The sequence below is a fragment of the Chitinophaga filiformis genome (assembly GCF_900102545.1).
Classification (GTDB): Bacteria; Bacteroidota; Bacteroidia; order Chitinophagales; family Chitinophagaceae; genus Chitinophaga; species Chitinophaga filiformis.
Window position 1 is genome coordinate 1,548,113 of sequence record NZ_FNBN01000001.1, and the last position, 17,073, is coordinate 1,565,185.

At 47.0% G+C, this 17,073-nt stretch carries 14 protein-coding genes and 1 tRNA gene; 7 read left to right on the forward strand and 8 right to left on the reverse strand.

Translation table 11 applies throughout. From position 1 onward, the window contains the following. Window positions 1-19 precede the first annotated feature (19 nt). Complete coding sequence (locus BLR32_RS06400; RefSeq protein ID WP_089829656.1) at window positions 20-322, forward strand: Dabb family protein; 303 nt, start codon at window positions 20-22, stop codon at window positions 320-322. Window positions 323-553: 231 nt separating this feature from the next. Here the strand turns inward: BLR32_RS06400 and BLR32_RS06405 are convergent, their stop codons facing one another. The 3 genes from BLR32_RS06405 to BLR32_RS06415 are packed head-to-tail and all read right to left on the reverse strand — an operon-like array spanning window position 554 to window position 5,494. Next, window positions 554-3,121 carry a DUF3857 domain-containing protein gene (locus BLR32_RS06405; protein ID WP_089829658.1) on the reverse strand — a complete coding sequence of 856 codons (2,568 nt, stop codon included), beginning with the start codon at window positions 3,119-3,121 and terminating at the stop codon, window positions 554-556. A gap of 16 nt (window positions 3,122-3,137) precedes the next feature. Continuing rightward, the gene (locus BLR32_RS06410) at window positions 3,138-4,244 is read right to left on the reverse strand and encodes a DUF2891 domain-containing protein (RefSeq protein ID WP_245705368.1); all 1,107 of its coding nucleotides are present in this window, start codon (window positions 4,242-4,244) and stop codon (window positions 3,138-3,140) included. A gap of 2 nt (window positions 4,245-4,246) precedes the next feature. Then, the gene (locus tag BLR32_RS06415) at window positions 4,247-5,494 is read right to left on the reverse strand and encodes an NAD(P)/FAD-dependent oxidoreductase (protein WP_089829660.1); all 1,248 of its coding nucleotides are present in this window, start codon (window positions 5,492-5,494) and stop codon (window positions 4,247-4,249) included. A gap of 66 nt (window positions 5,495-5,560) precedes the next feature. Here BLR32_RS06415 and BLR32_RS06420 point away from each other — a divergent pair, with 66 nt between their 5' ends. The 3 genes from BLR32_RS06420 (at window position 5,561) to BLR32_RS06430 (ending at window position 7,569) form a co-directional block, all read left to right on the forward strand. After that, a complete protein-coding gene (locus BLR32_RS06420; protein ID WP_089829662.1) occupies window positions 5,561-5,872 on the forward strand; it encodes a YbaB/EbfC family nucleoid-associated protein in 312 nt (103 codons plus the stop codon). Window positions 5,873-5,923: 51 nt separating this feature from the next. After that, a tRNA-Thr gene (locus BLR32_RS06425) sits at window positions 5,924-5,999 on the forward strand. Window positions 6,000-6,411: 412 nt separating this feature from the next. Next, complete coding sequence (locus BLR32_RS06430) at window positions 6,412-7,569, forward strand: tetratricopeptide repeat protein (RefSeq protein ID WP_089829665.1); 1,158 nt, start codon at window positions 6,412-6,414, stop codon at window positions 7,567-7,569. Here BLR32_RS06430 and BLR32_RS06435 read toward each other — a convergent pair. Together BLR32_RS06435 and BLR32_RS06440 are read right to left on the reverse strand one after the other, a co-directional pair. Next, window positions 7,514-8,203, reverse strand: a complete 690-nt coding sequence (locus tag BLR32_RS06435) for a DUF2306 domain-containing protein (RefSeq protein WP_089829667.1) — start codon at window positions 8,201-8,203, stop codon at window positions 7,514-7,516. The genes BLR32_RS06430 and BLR32_RS06435 overlap by 56 nt on opposite strands. Window positions 8,204-8,206: 3 nt before the next feature. Continuing rightward, entirely contained in the window at window positions 8,207-8,956 is a 750-nt protein-coding gene (locus BLR32_RS06440) for a hypothetical protein (protein ID WP_143011372.1), read from the reverse strand. A gap of 452 nt (window positions 8,957-9,408) precedes the next feature. Between BLR32_RS06440 and BLR32_RS33955 the strand changes: the two genes are divergently transcribed. Continuing rightward, window positions 9,409-9,993 (forward strand): hypothetical protein, encoded by a 585-nt coding sequence (locus BLR32_RS33955; RefSeq protein WP_176842183.1) that lies wholly within the window; start codon window positions 9,409-9,411, stop codon window positions 9,991-9,993. 123 nt (window positions 9,994-10,116) lie between these two features. Here BLR32_RS33955 and obgE read toward each other — a convergent pair whose 3' ends face one another. After that, window positions 10,117-11,121, reverse strand: a complete 1,005-nt coding sequence (gene obgE / locus BLR32_RS06450) for a GTPase ObgE (RefSeq protein ID WP_089829673.1) — start codon at window positions 11,119-11,121, stop codon at window positions 10,117-10,119. A 158-nt stretch (window positions 11,122-11,279) separates the two neighbouring features. After that, window positions 11,280-11,867, reverse strand: a complete 588-nt coding sequence (locus BLR32_RS06455) for an adenylate kinase (RefSeq protein WP_089829676.1) — start codon at window positions 11,865-11,867, stop codon at window positions 11,280-11,282. Window positions 11,868-12,299: 432 nt separating this feature from the next. On the opposite strand from BLR32_RS06455, the gene BLR32_RS06460 reads away from it, so the two are divergent. After that, window positions 12,300-15,272, forward strand: coding sequence for a serine hydrolase domain-containing protein (locus BLR32_RS06460; RefSeq protein ID WP_245705369.1), 2,973 nt, complete (start codon window positions 12,300-12,302; stop codon window positions 15,270-15,272). A gap of 111 nt (window positions 15,273-15,383) precedes the next feature. Here the strand turns inward: BLR32_RS06460 and BLR32_RS06465 are convergent, their stop codons facing one another. Then, window positions 15,384-15,812 carry a hypothetical protein gene (locus tag BLR32_RS06465; RefSeq protein WP_089829678.1) on the reverse strand — a complete coding sequence of 143 codons (429 nt, stop codon included), beginning with the start codon at window positions 15,810-15,812 and terminating at the stop codon, window positions 15,384-15,386. Between the two features lie 199 nt (window positions 15,813-16,011). Here BLR32_RS06465 and BLR32_RS06470 point away from each other — a divergent pair, with 199 nt between their 5' ends. After that, complete coding sequence (locus BLR32_RS06470; protein ID WP_089829680.1) at window positions 16,012-17,064, forward strand: COX15/CtaA family protein; 1,053 nt, start codon at window positions 16,012-16,014, stop codon at window positions 17,062-17,064. The last annotated feature ends 9 nt before the right edge of the window (window positions 17,065-17,073 follow it).

Below are 17,073 nucleotides of genomic sequence, written 5' to 3' on the forward strand. Positions count from 1 at the left end.
ACACTTAAAATATATTGAGATGTTTGTACACGTCGTAAATTTCTGGCTGAAGCCAGGTCTTTCAGCAGCTGATATCAAAAAGTTTGAAGAAGGAGTACAATCGCTTTCAGCGATCGAATCACTGGTAATGTTCAATGTAGGCAAGCCTGCAGCTACTGACCGTCCTGTGATAGACAAAAGTTACAGCTATTGTGAACTGACTGTGTTTAATGACGAAGCAGGACACGATGTATACCAGCAGCACCCTATACACCTGGCGTTTGTGGAAAACTGCAAGCACCTGTGGGATAAAGTGCTGATCTATGATTCAGAAACGATCTGAATCTGAAAGATCAGGAATCTAATATTATTCAAGGGTGTATCAAGTACGGTACACCCTTTTTCATGCGGATGCCTGATGGAGAGAGGGTATTAAGCGATTCTGAGAACCGTTGTTATACAGTAGGTCTTTCCGGGCAAGGTGAAGTGCCATTAAAGGGAAAAAAGTACCTTTTGCCTCTTTTGTAGCACAGGAGTGCTAAGCCCGGATGTCGGAATCAGGTGTTTCCCAGGTTTAATACCTGTCGCGAATCTCTTTTTCATGTGGCATCACGAATGTTTCCTTCACACGTTCTGACCGTATCAGGTAAGGTATCCAGATCACAGCGGCTACGAATGACTGTACCACTTGTTTTACATTTTCTGTATCCCAGCTCTTCTTTTCGAAGATATAATTGCAAGCCAGATTATCCAGCAGATTAAAGGCCAGGCTGCAGGCCAGGAAGGCGATCATGGCCTTGGGGAAAGTATCCCGTTTATTATAGAAAAGCGATACCAGCATCAGGCTGAAAACCAGCATAGCTATCTGGCTTGCCAGCTCAGTAACCAGCAACAACTGCAAAATGGAAACATTGTGCGTGGCGTTGGTGGCCTTATCCAGTTGTAGCCACATACTGTTGCTGAATATCGATGCACGTATCAGGCCATTGAAGATATTTAAGGGACTAATGAAAACACCAATGGCCATTACTACAAGCCAGCCACCAATCTGTGGCGGATATGAATAAGTGCCTGCCGGCTGTATGGATACCTTGTGAAAGCGTACGGCATAGTGTGCGAATACGGCTGTGAAGAATATCGCCAGGCCGATGACTAACCAGTTTAATCCCTGGGAAGGACCACTACTCTGTGCTCCCTCATCCAGATCCCAATAGAAATTATACGACAGAAATTCATCTATCTGCTTACGCTCTTTGATATAGGTATTCAGAAAACTGGCGGGAATGTGGTCCTGGTAAGTCTCAAAGGTATAATGCATCGTTACCAGGTTGCCATCCACCGAGGGCACAAAGTTTACGGAGTAATAATCATTCTTAATGTGCAGTTCTTCCTCATCTACGGTCCAGGTAGAAGGCATTTCGATTGTGACGGTATAATCCAGTGAGAATGGATAACGCAGGTCCAGCGGCGCCACTTTTCTGTCTTCTTCCGCATAATCCGGTAAGGCATCTCTCAGCAGATTGGCCTTCATGTTGAAGTTGTTGGCGTGTTCCTTTGTACTGTCGCTTTTCCAGGGAGATTGCAGGATATAACGTTCCTTTATCACGATACGGTCACTGTCCGGAATATCTGTTACCTGCAGCGGCGAGTCAATAGTGACGCCACCGTAGGCATTTTTATAATAGTTGAGGAAGGTGCTCTCGTTATCCTTCCGGCTGCTGTTGGCCAGGCCGTCCCGCTGATCATCTGCATTCTGCATCGTGAAGGTGGACGTAACGGTCAGCGAGCCTTTATTCTTTTTATCGGAAGGCAGTTGGAAATGCTCATGGATGATGGTCTTGCCTTTGCCTATGTTCGTAACAGGTGTGAATCCATTCTTTAGCATCGGATCAATGACAAGTCCCTGCTGGTAATCCGGCACAGTCAGCATTGAGAGGTTACCACGCTGGTAGCTGATAGTGGGGTCTATCCAATATTCTTTATCGTCCAGTTTTGCATAAACGATTGCATGGTTGAAGAGATCGGGCGCCGGCAGATAGTTTACCAGATGGCCCCTGGTATAGGTATCCACATAGGCCATATTAGCGTAAATGCCGTTTGCCTTCAGGATGGTGGCCAGCAGCAGTGATTTATCTTTACAGTCGCCAAAGCGCTGTAGTAATATCTTGTCGGGTGTATTGGGACGATGGGAGTATTCGCCCATTTCAATACCCATATAGCGGATATCATCCTGCACGAAGCGGATCGCCTTCAGCATGTATTTCTCCCTGCTATTGCCCGCTTCCCGCTTAAATTCTGCAATCTTGGCTTTCAGGGCTGCGCCGGGAGGAGGCATTTTGTTGACCCGGTCTCCCCATTGGATCACTTCCTGCCAGTCTTTGTATTCCGTAGCCTGCACAGATGGAAAGTTGTCAAACCACTCCGGCGTATCATCTACGATCTCTGCAGAGGGAATATTGGTCATCTCCCATTTGTATACCTGCATGCCGTTTACCATCTGCCTGTCGGGCATAGCGGCATTGTTGAAGGTTTTAAACCGGATCTCCCGGTTAGGGGAAGCAATAATACTTTTATGAAAGTTCACTACGGGATTGCCGAATGCCAGGTAAAACAGGCTGGTGAACTTATGTTCGAAGATGGGATTACTACCTTCTATCGTATAGGCAAACTCTATCTGATCTCCTTTGCGCACATCTTCCAGGATAAAGTAGGCCGTATACACGCCACTGTAAATAAAGCGGGAGAGATCATCTTCCTGTTGCAGGATCTTAAATTTAGATGCCTGTAGCTGGTTGATTACTTTCCCGTTACGACGGATGAGGATCTTATGAAAATGCAGTTTTTCGTATACCGGATCATAGTCTATGGTTATTTCCGCACCGTTCTGGATGCCGGCTTCCGATACGATCTGCCTGATCATATGGTGGTATACAGCAGATTGTTCCACATTTTGCTGTTCTTCAAACAGCAGTATATAGTACCCGTTGCTCACATCGCGTGCATCGGGCACCTGTTTCATGTCAGGTATATAAGGCACCAGCCAGGTGGGCGCTGGTGTAATAGAAAAGTTTTTTTGCTGAGCATTGGCCCCCGCATAGAAACAACAGATCAATAAGGCAATGAGCAGCGATATACGGTGCATAGGAATAAATAGGCAATTAGTTATTTTCTGTAGTCAGCGCATACACCGCAAAGGACGCCAGCCAGTGTTCGCCCGCATAGTCGCCGCTGGCTACATGTGGAATGGCAGATTCCAGGTGCAGGTTAGCTAACTGCAGGATTGCGGCCCGGTTGGCCGTAACATGACGTGCAATGCCATACAGGCACCATGCCCGGCTCAGGTTCAAACCATGCAGGTGCACCAGTTTACCATCTGTTACATCTTTCACCTGCGCTACTTTGAATACCGTCAGTTCTTTAGCGAACAGTTCAGGGAGGAAGGCTTTGATCCATGTTTCATACTCCTTAGCCGGCAGAATGCGCCACATGAGATCTGCTTCTTCCAGGCAGGGAGAGAGGAAGTCATAACCTCCCGGCTCCCACGCGGCAGGGCAGTTGCTGTCTGCTGCATAGAAACGCGTCGCTGCCTGGCGGATAGCCTGTTGCAGGGCAGTATCATTCGCCGTAGCGGCATAATCCCAGGCCAGGGACAAGCCGAATGCCAGGTTAGTATGTTCACCCACACGGATGGGATAAACCAGCTTCCCCAGGAAGTCTATGTAGGCTTTGGAGAACTGGGTGGCCAGTGGCTGTACATTCATGGCCAGCTGTTTTCCCAGTGGATCGTTCCAGGTGAGGAGTTCCCGCTGTAGTTGTAACAGCCAGCTCCATCCGTAGATACGTTCAAAGCCTTTGTTCTCCTTATTCTGAAAGATCCGTTGTTCCTGCGCGATGTTGGCTGCTGTCAGGTTCTGGGACAGTTTAGTAATGATTTCCTGTTTCTTTGAGAGATCAGGGAATGACTTCAGCAGTCGTACCAACATCCAGTGACCATGTACGCTGCTATGCCAGTCAAAACAGCCATAAAAGGCCGGATGATAGACTTTCGGATTGGTAACAAGGGATGTGTCTGAGAAGACAATTCCCGTTTTGTAAGGGAATTCCTGCTGCATACAGCGCAAGGGCAGTTCCGCAAGATGCGCCGCACCTTCCGGCGTGAGATCCAGCAGACCGCTGCTTTTGCGGGTATAAAAAGCCTTTTGTGCAGATGCAGACGACATCAGGATTCCGGTTATCAGGGATATCAGGATAAATGTTTTCTTCACGGTTAGCGGTTGAATAACATTTTTACATAGAATGACGGTTTAGCCAGCTTCTTACGCAGATCTACCTCATAGAACATGCAGGACAACAATTCCTGTAGCTGTTTATTACGGCTGCTCACCTTCATGAGGGTATTGAACAGCCATGGATATCTGATCAGCTTCTGCAGCCGGTGACTCAGTTTCAGCTCAGGCCCCATTACACGGTAAACTTCCGCATCATAGGCCGACAGTTGTGTGGCAGAGAAGTCATTTACTTTGAGCGCATCCGCAGCTTTTAAAGCGGCAATACGGCCTGAATACAGGCCATTGCCGATACCTTCGCCAGTGAATGGATCAATGAGGTAGGCAGCATCGCCCACCAGCATATAACGCTCGCCGGAAATGACCCTAACCTTACTGCCCAGCGGCAGGCCATACCCTTCGATATTGCTTACCAGCTCTGCGTTTTTGAAGCGCTCTTTAAACACAGGATCGTTGGCGATGATATCCAGCATGGACTTCTTCAGGTTCATCTTCTTTTTACGCACGGCTTCGCTGAGTACGCCTACACCTACGTTGGCTTCTCCATTCGGCAGCGGGAAGATCCAGAAATAGCCGGGCAAGAGGCTTTTCAGGAAGTGTAGTTCTATGAAGTTGTCAGCGTTATTGCCGCTAACGTTTTTGTAGTAAGCGCGGATACCGGCCACATAGTGTTCCGGTTCCATGGTGATATTGGCTACCTCTTTTGTGAACGAAGAGTGCGCGCCATTAGCAATGATAAGCAGCTGTGCCTTTACATGGAAGCCGTTGCTACCGGTCACAACATAACCATCTTTCAGCAATTCATACTTATCCACAGTAACGCCTTCCAGCAGTTTGATCTCTGGTCTGCGTTTGATCTCATCCACCAGGAAATTATCAAAGTCCATGCGTTTGCATACATAGCCGATAGGCGTTTCCTTATGGCCCTGGTTATTGCTGTTGTAATCAGGACGGTAGCCAACATCCAGGCTATGTCTGCCGGGAGAAACGAAGGTTACGCCCCAGCTGTTCACTTTAAAATTAGCTTCTTTGAGACGGGTTGCAATAGCAGGATCGATACGGTTCAGTGCAGTGATTACTTTTCCACTCAGGCCATCTCCACAGACTTTATCCCTCGGGAAGACGGCTTTGTCCACTATGATACATTCAATACCAAGTTGCGCCAGCTGGAGGGCCGCAGCAGCCCCGGCAGGACCAGCGCCAACGATACATACTTTAGTTTCCAACATCCTGTACATTTAAGCTGTTAAGATAAAGAAAAGAGGAATATATTCGCGGCCTAAAATCAACTAACCATGTTCGGAGATCTATTTGGAAAACTGCAGGAAGCGCAGTCTAAAATGAAAGAAAGTAAAGAACGCCTGGCCCTGATCACCGTTGATGGCGAGGCCGGAGACGGTGCTGTAAAGGTAGTTGTGACAGGTAACCGTGAGGTAAAAAGTATCGATATCGCAGAACGCCTGCTCGAAAAAGACAACAAGGAAGAGCTGGAAGACCTGATGATCACAGCACTGAACCGGGCGCTGAAGAATGCAGAAAATGCCTGGGAATCTGAAATGAAAGGCATCGCGGGCGGTATGCTGGGACCATTAGGCGGACTGTTTTAACAACAGCGCTGCTGCCTTGCAGCTGAATGGCTTATATTGCGTTGACTGTCTGCCAACCTAGCTCAGCCGGTAGAGCAACAGTTTCGTAAATTGTAGGTCGTGGGTTCGAATCCCATGGTTGGCTCCATAGTAACGTCATTAAACCACCTGGTAATTTTTATTGCCGGTGGTTTTTTTTGCCCGGTCAAATCGGTAAAAACTCGACTTATATGACTTCTGCTTAAGGTAAACTTCATTTATTATCAGTTTATTACAAAACAAGTATTTTATATAATCCTTGTAAGGGCTTTACCATAGCCTATTCGGTGAGATAACCCATATATAACCCATATATAAGCCATATATGACCCATATATAACCCATATCTAAACGGTATGGGTTATATATGGGTTATATATGGCTGAAGGATAGTTTATATGTGAATAACGGTACCGAAAGAAGCCTGTTAAGAACAGTATTTCACCCCGGGCAAATCGAATAATAGCTGGTGCGTTATTTTAATACTTGTTATTATCTTTATATGATTAAAGAAACTTCCTATGCGCTATGTATTAATGCTGGCGGCAGGTATTTCCCTGTTTGCCTGCAATGCCCCAGGCACCCCGGATGCCACAAAGAAAACTGACCCCCAACATCCGGAAAAGGGACAATCCACCGCTGTAATCAGCGAAGACCAGATATTCGACCAACAGTTAGTCCTGCGTGCAGTTTCAGGCACGGAAGGAAAACGCAGGATTTCCGATAAATACTTCCTGAAAGGAGTGGATGTATACAGGAATCAGAAGAACCCGGAAGAAGGGGCGAAGCTGTTTAAGCAGTCCATCATGGCACAGCCACAAGCCAGGGCTTATTTTGAACTGGGTAATGCACTGGCAGAGTTGAATGATCTGGCAGACGCGGCTCACGCCTATCAGATAGCAGAAGCGTTGGACTATAAGCCTACTTCAAAGGTGCTGTTTAACCTGGCCTGCGTATATTCCAGGGCGGAAAATGAGCAGGCTGCACGGTATTATCTTATCTCTGCCATTGAATTTGGATATAGCAACCAAAAGAACATTTTTGAGGATAAAGACCTCGAATTCCTGAGAAACAACATGTACAATTTTAAAAGCGCAGTTACTGCTGCGCTGAGCGGAGCTACCGATCCTGACAAATTGCAATGGAACCTGTTCTGGCATGAGTTTAAACCGGTTGTTTATCCGCTGGTACTGGATGAGAAGTATGGCCAAAAACTGGGAGAGGATTATATCTCGTACGAGTATGAACGTTTCGTTGCTGAAATGCGTGACAATGACCAATTCTCCCGCGAAGTGGGATTTGAGTTCTATCATGTCGGCCTGGCAAAAGCAAGCGACAGTATAAAGACAATCATTTATGCTGTGAGGAATGTTATAATGGGTGGTGATACTCCTCCTGAATACTATATCGTCAGCTTTGACCATGTGGGTAAGCTGATTGATAAACTACAGATAGGCGGCCATAAAAAACTGGCGGAGCCTTTTCGTGTAGCCACATTAACGGAGAATGGCAATATCGAGATAGGCATGTTTAAGCAGGTGTATGAGAAGGATCCGGAGAAGGAAGGCTATGAAGACAATGATCTCGTGGATGTGAAACTACTGGAAAAGCAATTATATAGCATCACAGATGATGGCCATTTTGTAAGGAAGGAGAATCTGCTGGGAATGAATCTTTAAGATAGCCCAGTCCCCGGCGGATAATGGCTTCTGCGATCAACAGGTTCAATGTCCAGCTGAGCCAGGAAATGAGGATATAAGCCTGTACAGGATGTATTGGGATGTTAAATGTGCCGATCAGAAAAGCATATAAGCGTAACGAAATGGCAGATAAGGTGAGTGCATAACTGCGGATCATCATACCGGTATGTAAACGCCACTTGCGCTGCAAGGCATAGCGCCAGCCCAGGAAAGTGGTGAGTAGCCAGAGGGAGGCGAGTATCACAAAGCTGATACGGGCAGGCAATCCGCCATTGGCATAAAAGCCCATGACCAGACCAGCCGGACCGCTGAAGAACAAGATGACAATCGCATATATTTTCCCGGACCTGCGATGCAGGCCGGGAAATTTTTTTAGGAGATAATTGCTGAATTGCAAGAGCCCTGCCAGCAGTACAATGATGCTGGTGAAAACATGCACATAAAAGCTGATCCGCCAGTGCCTGATATGATACACCAGCTGTTTGGTCATTAGGAAGTCTACATACCGGTCAAAGGAGGTATAAGGAAGACTTAGTAACAGCATCAGCCAGGAGGTATACAGGATGGCAGCTGCAAACAGGTAAAAGATAACACGTCTGGTAAGTGTTGGCATAGATCAATATTCGCCAGGAAAAAACTGGAAATCATCCCCTTTGATCCGCTCCAGGTAAGGTTGATTGCCATCACCTTCGGGAGTTTGATAAACCATGGTGAATACCGTAGATCGCTGTGGATATGCCGGGTTGGGCTGCCAGTTCACCAGGATCTCATTGTTGGGTTGTTTTTCCCAGGTACCTCTCAGGGTATTCATCTGTGCGGAGAAAGTAGAATCGCCTGTTTTCTGATAATAGTTCAGTACACAGCTGCCGTCGGTATCGAAGTTAATATCAGCATGATCTCCCGTCATGAATCCCAGGGCGTCATCATCCTGCTTCAGCCGGGTGAGTGCAAGTTGTTTTTCGCTCAGGGATTTATTGTTAGACGGTTTCCAGGAGCCGCTGGCTTTAGTAAGAGAAGTATCCATCACCAGGGAGAATACTCCGTCAAACTCATGATCACCGGGTTCAGCAAGCTGAATATCCAGTTTATCTCCCTTGCTAGTGATACTACCGCTTACATTTCTTCTGAGGCCCTTGTGCGTATTATAACCGGCTATTTTATTGCCGCTGCAGTAGTTGATGGTGATGTAAATAGGGCTACCGCCAAAGTCGCCTTTATAGGTGCCCATTATCCTTGCTTCCAGCGGGGCTCTTTCTTCGGTGGCCGTTGTTGCGGTACTGTCGGTTGTAGTGGTGGTGCTTGGGGCAGATGGCTGGCATGCACTGATAACGCACGCGCTAATGAATGCTGCAATAATATATTTCACAGGGTATTTTTTTGTAAAGTAAGTAATAAATACAGACTTATGCTGCTCCATCGCTAAGAAATTGTTCCGGTCTTTCCCGTGTAATCACGCTGCTCTTCTTTTTCTGCCTCCTTTGCGGCAACTTTTTTAAGTAATCAGGTCTATATCCACTTCCAGAACGGCAGTATCGGGACTACATTTTTCGATATAATCTCTGATGCTTTCTGTAACGGATAATCGAAATCCCACAGTAACATGGATTTATTGTCCCTTGTTCTGATGTAATTTCTATTTACCAGGATATTCAAAACTCCCCGTTTCTTTTGTATATTTAGTGGAGTAATAATTCTGTAAACAGTATACCTTTGCGACCCCTGTATCGCTAGCATTATCTGTTCTTTTTTCGAGCATATTAGAGCATAGTAGCACAGTAATCATTTACCCAAATTTGATAACAACCAAAAATTTACTTCATGAAACGAATGTCCTTCAACATTATTTCCTGCCTTTTGCTGGCCTTTGCATTGTTTGCCGCATCGTGCGGTAAAGATGGAGATACCGGTCCTGCCGGTCCCGCTGGTCCTGCTGGCCCCGCTGGTCCTGGTGGTCCCGCCGGTCCCGCTGGTCCTGAAGGTACTGCCAATGTAATCTATTCTGATTGGCTGGATGTAGCATATAAGCCTGATACTGTCCACACTGCAGGCGGCGCTATTGATACTGTTGGTTACTTTGCGGATATAGATGTGGATGGGCTTACACTTGATATGCTGACCACTGGCGAGATCAAGGTTTACCTGAATGGTTTCAGCGCCGCAGACCCAACCGTTATACCGTTACCGTATTTTAACGCCTATAGCGGTTTGAGTATCAATCCACTCTTCTTCCTTAATACGATTGAACTCTATTCCAATGGAGACATTAGTACTGTAACGCAGAGCGGCGTTAAATACCAGCAATACAGGTATATCCTGATACCAGGAGGTACACCGGCACGTAAAGCGCCGATTGACTGGAATAACTATAAAGCGGTGCAGCAATACCTGGGGTTGAAGAACTAGGGAAACAAACCAGGAATTTAATCCTGCTTAGTCTAACGGAGATGGACTAAACGATATAATCAGGAACCAGGAACAGAACATGGTAATAAGATCCTTCGTTCAATTCCTGGTTCCTTTTTTTATTTATTTCTCTGTATTACTATTCAATGCCTGCCACAACATGTCTTTCAATTCAGACAGGCCCTGCTGGGTAACGGAAGAGATGAATACATGTGGTACATCGTCAGGGAGCTCTTCTGCGATGGCTTCTTTCAGCTCATCATCCAGCATATCGCTTTTACTGATAGCCAGCAGGAACTGTTTATCTAAGAGTTCTGGATTGTATTGTTCCAGCTCATTTACCAGTACCTCAAAATCCTTTCTATGGTCCTGGCTATCTGCCGGGATCAGGAACAGTAGCACGGAGTTTCTTTCGATATGACGCAGGAAGCGGTGTCCCAGGCCCTTTCCTTCGTGAGCGCCTTCAATGATACCTGGAAGGTCTGCTATCGCAAATGAGCGGTCATTACGGTAGGGTACCATGCCCAGGTTGGGGGTTAGCGTAGTAAATGCGTAATCGGCTATTTTAGGCTTTGCAGCGGTGATGGTAGACAGGAGGGTAGACTTCCCGGCATTGGGAAACCCTACAAGCCCCACATCTGCCAGCATTTTCAACTCCAGTACCTTCCAGCCTTCAATACTGGGCATACCCGGCTGTGCATAATCAGGCGCCTGGTTGGTGGGCGATTTGAAAAAGCTGTTTCCTCGTCCGCCTTGTCCGCCGGGAATCCAGATCACTTCTTCTCCATCTTCCAGGATCTCTGCCTCCATATCACCGGTTTCCTCATCAAATGCCTGGGTACCGAGGGGTACTTCAATGATGATGTCCTCGCCGTTTTTACCGGTACTGTTGTTATCACGGCCGTTACCGCCATCTTCTGCCACCACGTTCTTGTACCAGCGGAGGTGCAGCAGGGTCCATAACTGGGAGTTCCCTTTCAGGATAATATGCCCGCCACGGCCACCGTCACCGCCATCAGGACCCGCTTCCGGGTTGTATTTGGTACGCATGAAGTGTGCACTGCCTGCTCCTCCTTTACCTGATTTAGCGTAGATCCTTATGTAATCAACAAAGTTGCCTCTTTCCAAAGTATTTGATTTATGCTTAATGTACGCGCCCCGTTACAGACGGCTAGTGCGTAAATATAAAAACGCAAAGATCGTTAAGTTCAGGCATTTTAACTACGCATAAGGCGCTAAAATGCTTACTTACAATCTTTGCGTTTAAAATATATAGAAGTAGTCTGTTATACTTTTTCTTCTACCAGGCTGTCGATCTCCTTGCTCAGGCGCTCAAAAATTTCATCAACGGAGCCTTCTCCCTTGATCTTCTTGAACTTACCGTATTTCGCATAATGGTCAGCCACAGGAGCCGTCTTATTGTGATATTCCACAATACGGGCCCTGATCACGTCTTCATTTGCATCGTCCGGACGGCCGGAAGTTGCACCTCTGCCAAGCAGGCGGGTGATGAGTTCGTGCTCTGGTACTTCCAGCGCCAGTACAACGGAGATGGAAGTCTTTTTCAGTGCCAGTAATTTATCCAGGGCTTCAGCCTGGGCGGTAGTACGGGGGAAACCGTCGAAAATAAAACCTCTTGCATCCGGGTTGGCATCCAGTTTGGAGCTGATCATGCCGATCACCACCTCATCTGGTACCAGTATACCCTGGTCCATCACTTTTTTGGCTTCCAGGCCAAGTGGTGTTTTGGCTTCAATCTCACTGCGCAGCAAATCGCCGGTGGACAGGTGAATGAGCCCGAATTTATTAATCAGGTTAGCACTCTGAGTGCCCTTTCCGCTACCGGGAGGGCCAAATAAAATGATATTGACCATGTTTTAAAAAAAGCTTTAGCAAGACTGCAAATATAGCAAACAATTGAATGTATTGGTAACTAAAATTGCAATTGCTTGAATAACGTAAAATATTTAAGAAATTTCCTAGATATGTTTTAATGATTTGCTGTAAATAATGGATTATTTTTAAGCAGTTCACTGTTGATGTGTAATGGTTAACGCATCGCTTTTACAGACATTATATAAATAAATCATACCACAGGTTAACGTAAATATAAACAATTCTACTGCCGTATAATATCCGCAGCGCAAATTGTCAAGCAAAAAAAATTAGCTGTTTAAACATAAAAATGTTCGGAACCATGGTCAGGATGTTATGTACTATGGAGTAATAATTTGTAAGTTTAGTCGATGATGATGAAGCAATTAATGATTTTAGGTCTCTCTTCGCTATGCATGATAGGAGGGGGTATGCCCCGGAGAATGCCGGGAAAAGAATCAGGGCCCGGAACGCCAAAACAGGTGCTAAAGGAAGCAAAAAGCATGAAGCCGGTAAAAGTAAAGCAGGATGATGGAGCTGCCCGCTGGGTGGACAGCGTCTTCGAATCCCTGAACGACGACGAGCGTATTGCACAGCTGATTATGATCAGGGCACATTCCAACCTCGGTGAAGACCACGTTAGAAAAGTAACTCAAGACATTCGGGACAACAAAGTCGGCGGCCTTATCTTCTTCCAGGGAGGCCCGGTACGACAAGCCAATCTTACTAATTACTACCAATCCATCTCCAAAACCCCGTTGATGATTGCCATAGATGGGGAATGGGGACTGGGTATGCGCCTGGACAGTGTAACCCCACTGCCACGTCAGCTGATGCTGGGCGCCATGCAGGACAGCTCGCTGGCCTATAGGTATGGAAAGGTACTGGCCATGCAATGCCGGCGCCTGGGTATTCACGTGGACTATGCCCCGGATATGGATGTGAATAACAACCCCAACAATCCTGTGATCAATGACCGTTCCTTTGGTCAGGATAAATTCCAGGTAGCCCGTATGGGTGTACAGGTCATCAAAGGCATACAGGACCAGAACGTGATGGCGGTAGTCAAACACTTTCCCGGTCATGGCGATACCGATGTAGACTCCCATCTCGATATGCCGGTGATCCGTAAAAGCAGGGAACAGCTGGATTCTCTGGAGCTCTATCCTTTCCGCAAGGCGATAGAAGCCGGCGTACAGAGCGTTATGATGGCGCACCTGTATATCCCGGCGCTGGATAGTACGCCCAATACACCTACTTCCATTTCGCATAAAGCCATTACTGATTTCCTGAAGGGAGAGCTGGGGTATAAGGGCATCGTTATCACAGATGCATTGGAGATGAAAGGGATCGCCAAGTTTTATACTGGCGGAGAAGAGGCTGCTCAATCGCTGCTGGCCGGAAATGACATGATGATGCTGCCTTCTACGGCGGCAGGAAGTGTGGATGCCATTAAGCGGGCTATCAGAAGAGGACAGATCTCTAAAGAAGAAGTATACCAGCGCGTAAAAAAAGTGCTGCTGGCCAAATATAAACTGGGACTGAACAAACCGCAGGTTATCGATGTGAATAACCTGACCAGTGATCTGAATGCGGCAACAGATTCTCTTACGAAGAGTATAGGCGAGCACGCTATTACCTTACTGAAGAATGATAATAACCTTATTCCGTTCACCCAGCATACGCCCGGCAAGGTAGCGGTTATTGCAGTGGGTGCGGATGTGAATAATGCGTTCCTGCAAACGGTTAAAGCCATCCGGCCGGATGTGAATTCCTTCATTTTCACTGCCCGCCAGGCGGAAACACAGGTGCCACCAATAGTGGAACGCCTGAAACGGGATTATCAGGCAGTCATCATCAGTCTGCATAACTATGCCCGTCGTCCGGCAAATAATTTCGCTATCAGTTCGGCAGAGCGCCTGCTTATCCAGCAGTTGCAGCAGGAAATGCCTTCAGCCACTGTTGTATTTGGGAATCCTTATGCGATCCAGTATTTCTGTGATGCACCAACCATTATTGCGGCTTATGAGGACGATGAGATCACCCAACGTACAGCAGCAGCTATTTTGTTTGGTCAGCAGGTAGCGAAGGGGAAACTGCCGGTAACGGTATGCCCTGGCTTCCCGTATGGAACAGGTATTATTCAGACACCACCGCCTCCTGCGCCTCCTGTGGTGAAAACAGAATTGCAGCATGTGAAGCCCGAAACGGTAGGCATGAGCAGCCAGATATTACAGCATATAGATGTGCTGGCAAACCAGATGATCGCAAAAGGCGCCGCGCCGGGTTGTCAGATTCTGGCTATGAAAGATGGCAAGATCGTATACGATAAAACCTTCGGATTCTTTGACTACAGCAAGCGCGAACCGGTTACCACCAGTGCGGTATATGACCTGGCATCAGTAACCAAGATATGTGCTACCACTATCTCTGTGATGCGCCTGTACGATGAAGGAAAACTGAGCCTCGACTCCACGCTGGGAGACTATCTGCCATGGGTGAAAGGCACTAACAAAGCGGGGCTGCGCATCCGTGATGTACTGCTGCACCAGGCAGGACTGGTAGCCTTCATTCCTTTCTACAGAGATGTGATGGATGCAAAAGGAGTTCCGGATACGGCCTTATTCCATGCCTATGCAGATTCTACGTTCTCGGTAAGAGTGGCGGAACATATGTATATGAGAGCTGATTATGTGGATACTATGTATCGCCGCATCCTGGAGAGCCCGTTGAAACCGCAGCAGGGATATGTGTACAGCGACAATGACTTCATTTTCCTGGGAGAAATAGTAGAGCAGCTGACCGGCAAGAAGCTGAACCGCTATGTGCGGGAAACGTTCTATGAGCCGCTGGGTATGGCGAATACGGGCTTCCGTCCGCGGGAACGCTTCCAGCTATCACAGCTGGCGCCTACAGAGAATGAACCGGTCTTCCGTCGTCAGTGGATACGCGGTGATGTACATGATCCGGGTGCTGCAATGTTTGGCGGTGTGGCAGGACATGCCGGACTGTTCTCCAATGCAGAGGACCTGGCTATTCTCATGCAGATGTTATTGAATGGTGGTAAATACGATGGGAAAGAATATATCAAATCCGAAACGCTGCAGTTGTTCACCGCATATAACAGCAATATGAGCAGGCGCGGACTGGGCTTTGATAAGCCGGAGAAAGATAATGGCAAACGTGGAGAAGCATATCCATGTAAGAGTGCATCGCCGCTTACGTTTGGGCATACAGGTTTCACCGGTACCTGCATATGGGTGGACCCGCAGTCACAGCTGGTATTTATCTTCCTCAGCAACCGTGTTTGCCCGGCAGGTGGGGATAATAAAAAACTGATGACATTGCACGTGCGGGAGAACATTATGGAAGTGCTGTATGAGGCGATGGAAGGAAAGAAATAGGTATAGGAGAGCGGGATAAATAGGCAATAGTGCCAGATGAAGTATGCCATTACGGCCATTCATCTGGCACTATTTTTTATGGTTATCAATATCTTTTTGTACGGCAGATGCTTATTGTACTGATACTGTTCTATTGATGCTTGTTTCCGTCTTAATATTCACGATCTTTTCTGCGAGTCTGTTCCTGCCTCTTCTGATTTCGAAAGTATAAGCGCCGTCCTGCAGTTCCTGCATGTTGAATTTCGCTACATACAGCATTGTAACAGGCAATGATTCCTGATGCAATACGTAGTTGTTGGCATCTTTGATGCTTAATGTTACTTTTTCTACGCCGGGATTCTCAACAGTGATCTTAAATACAAGTGCTTCAGGATCCAGCTGGGCCACTTTCAGCCTGAAGGCCGTTACAGGAGCTGGGGTTTCATCATTGTTCACTACCATGCTTACCTTGGTGTCGTTGTATGCATAGGTAGCCTCCTGGGCTTTTGAGAAAGATACGTTTACGAGGATAGCGGCTAATAAAAACGATATGCGTTTCATACAAAAATTGTTTGTTTTTGTTTAGATGGTGTTGTCTGTTTGTATTAGCTAATACATGGTTCCTTAAATCGCCGCAAAGATCGATGGGATACATTAACAGAAAGTTACGGGTAGGTTAAGATAGGATTATGAAATGGGAGGGGAGAGATGACGAATGTCATTCTTAATTGTTAATTGATACATACCTTTGCTGGCGTTTATGGAAAAATCGAGATTACAACAGCAGCGGCCGGTGGCAATCTGGCTATATATAGGCGTGGGAATGCTAATCGTTCAGGTTTTGCTGGGGGGTATCACCAGGCTGACCGGTTCGGGACTGTCCATTACAGAGTGGAAACCCATTCTGGGGGCATTGCCTCCTATGACAGAGGCGGCCTGGCAGGAAGCTTTTGATAAATATAAAGAGATCGCCCAGTACCAATATGTTAACCGGCATTTTACCCTGTCCGATTTTAAAGCCATTTATTTCTGGGAGTGGCTGCACCGTGACTGGGCCCGCTTCATTGGAGTGGTGTTCGCCATTCCATTTGTGTATTTTCTTATCAGGAAGAAGCTGGACGCTTCTATGGTAAAACCGATGATTATCCTGTTCGTACTTGGCGGCTTACAGGGCGCTATCGGATGGATCATGGTACAGAGTGGTCTGAATACAGAAGACCTGTATGTCAGCCACATACGTCTGGCGGTTCACTTCATAGCTGCGTTGGTACTACTCTGTTATACCTTCTGGTTTGCGCTGAAATTAAGCATTGACAATAAGGACGTTTTATCCATGCCAGGCTTGCGTAGGCTGAATGGCTGGCTGCTGGGAATACTGACATTACAACTGATCTTTGGCGCGTTCATGGCGGGATTGCATGCTGCACTGGTGGCGAATACCTGGCCTGATATCAACGGCATGTGGTGGCCAATGGGAATGTTTACACAGGGAAGTTTGCTGACAGATATTACGCACAACGCCATTACTATACAGTTCATTCACCGCGGCCTGGCTTACCTTATCACTATCCTGGTGGTAATATGGTGGTGGAAAACTTCGGAAGCTCCGGAGAATAGTCTGCTGCACCGCATTCGCTATGTGCCCTTACTGCTGGTATTACTGCAGGTAATGCTGGGTGTGCTCACCCTGCTTGGCAGCCAGGTAAGAATACCGATACTGCAGGCCATACTTCACCAGGGAGTAGGAATGCTGTTATTGCTCTCTCTCGTATGGACATTCTACCTCAGCAGTAATAAAGCAACTAAAGTATAGAAGATCGAA

Coding starts and splice junctions, on each gene's coding strand:
- BLR32_RS06400 (WP_089829656.1), top strand. CDS start 20: ATGTTTGTACACGTCGTAAATTTCTGGCTGAAGCCAGGTCTTTCAGCA.
- BLR32_RS06405 (WP_089829658.1), bottom strand. CDS start 3,121: ATGCACCGTATATCGCTGCTCATTGCCTTATTGATCTGTTGTTTCTAT.
- BLR32_RS06415 (WP_089829660.1), bottom strand. CDS start 5,494: ATGTTGGAAACTAAAGTATGTATCGTTGGCGCTGGTCCTGCCGGGGCT.
- BLR32_RS06420 (WP_089829662.1), top strand. CDS start 5,561: ATGTTCGGAGATCTATTTGGAAAACTGCAGGAAGCGCAGTCTAAAATG.
- BLR32_RS06430 (WP_089829665.1), top strand. CDS start 6,412: ATGCGCTATGTATTAATGCTGGCGGCAGGTATTTCCCTGTTTGCCTGC.
- BLR32_RS06435 (WP_089829667.1), bottom strand. CDS start 8,203: ATGCCAACACTTACCAGACGTGTTATCTTTTACCTGTTTGCAGCTGCC.
- BLR32_RS33955 (WP_176842183.1), top strand. CDS start 9,409: ATGAAACGAATGTCCTTCAACATTATTTCCTGCCTTTTGCTGGCCTTT.
- BLR32_RS06455 (WP_089829676.1), bottom strand. CDS start 11,867: ATGGTCAATATCATTTTATTTGGCCCTCCCGGTAGCGGAAAGGGCACT.
- BLR32_RS06460 (WP_245705369.1), top strand. CDS start 12,300: ATGCCCCGGAGAATGCCGGGAAAAGAATCAGGGCCCGGAACGCCAAAA.
- BLR32_RS06465 (WP_089829678.1), bottom strand. CDS start 15,812: ATGAAACGCATATCGTTTTTATTAGCCGCTATCCTCGTAAACGTATCT.
- BLR32_RS06470 (WP_089829680.1), top strand. CDS start 16,012: ATGGAAAAATCGAGATTACAACAGCAGCGGCCGGTGGCAATCTGGCTA.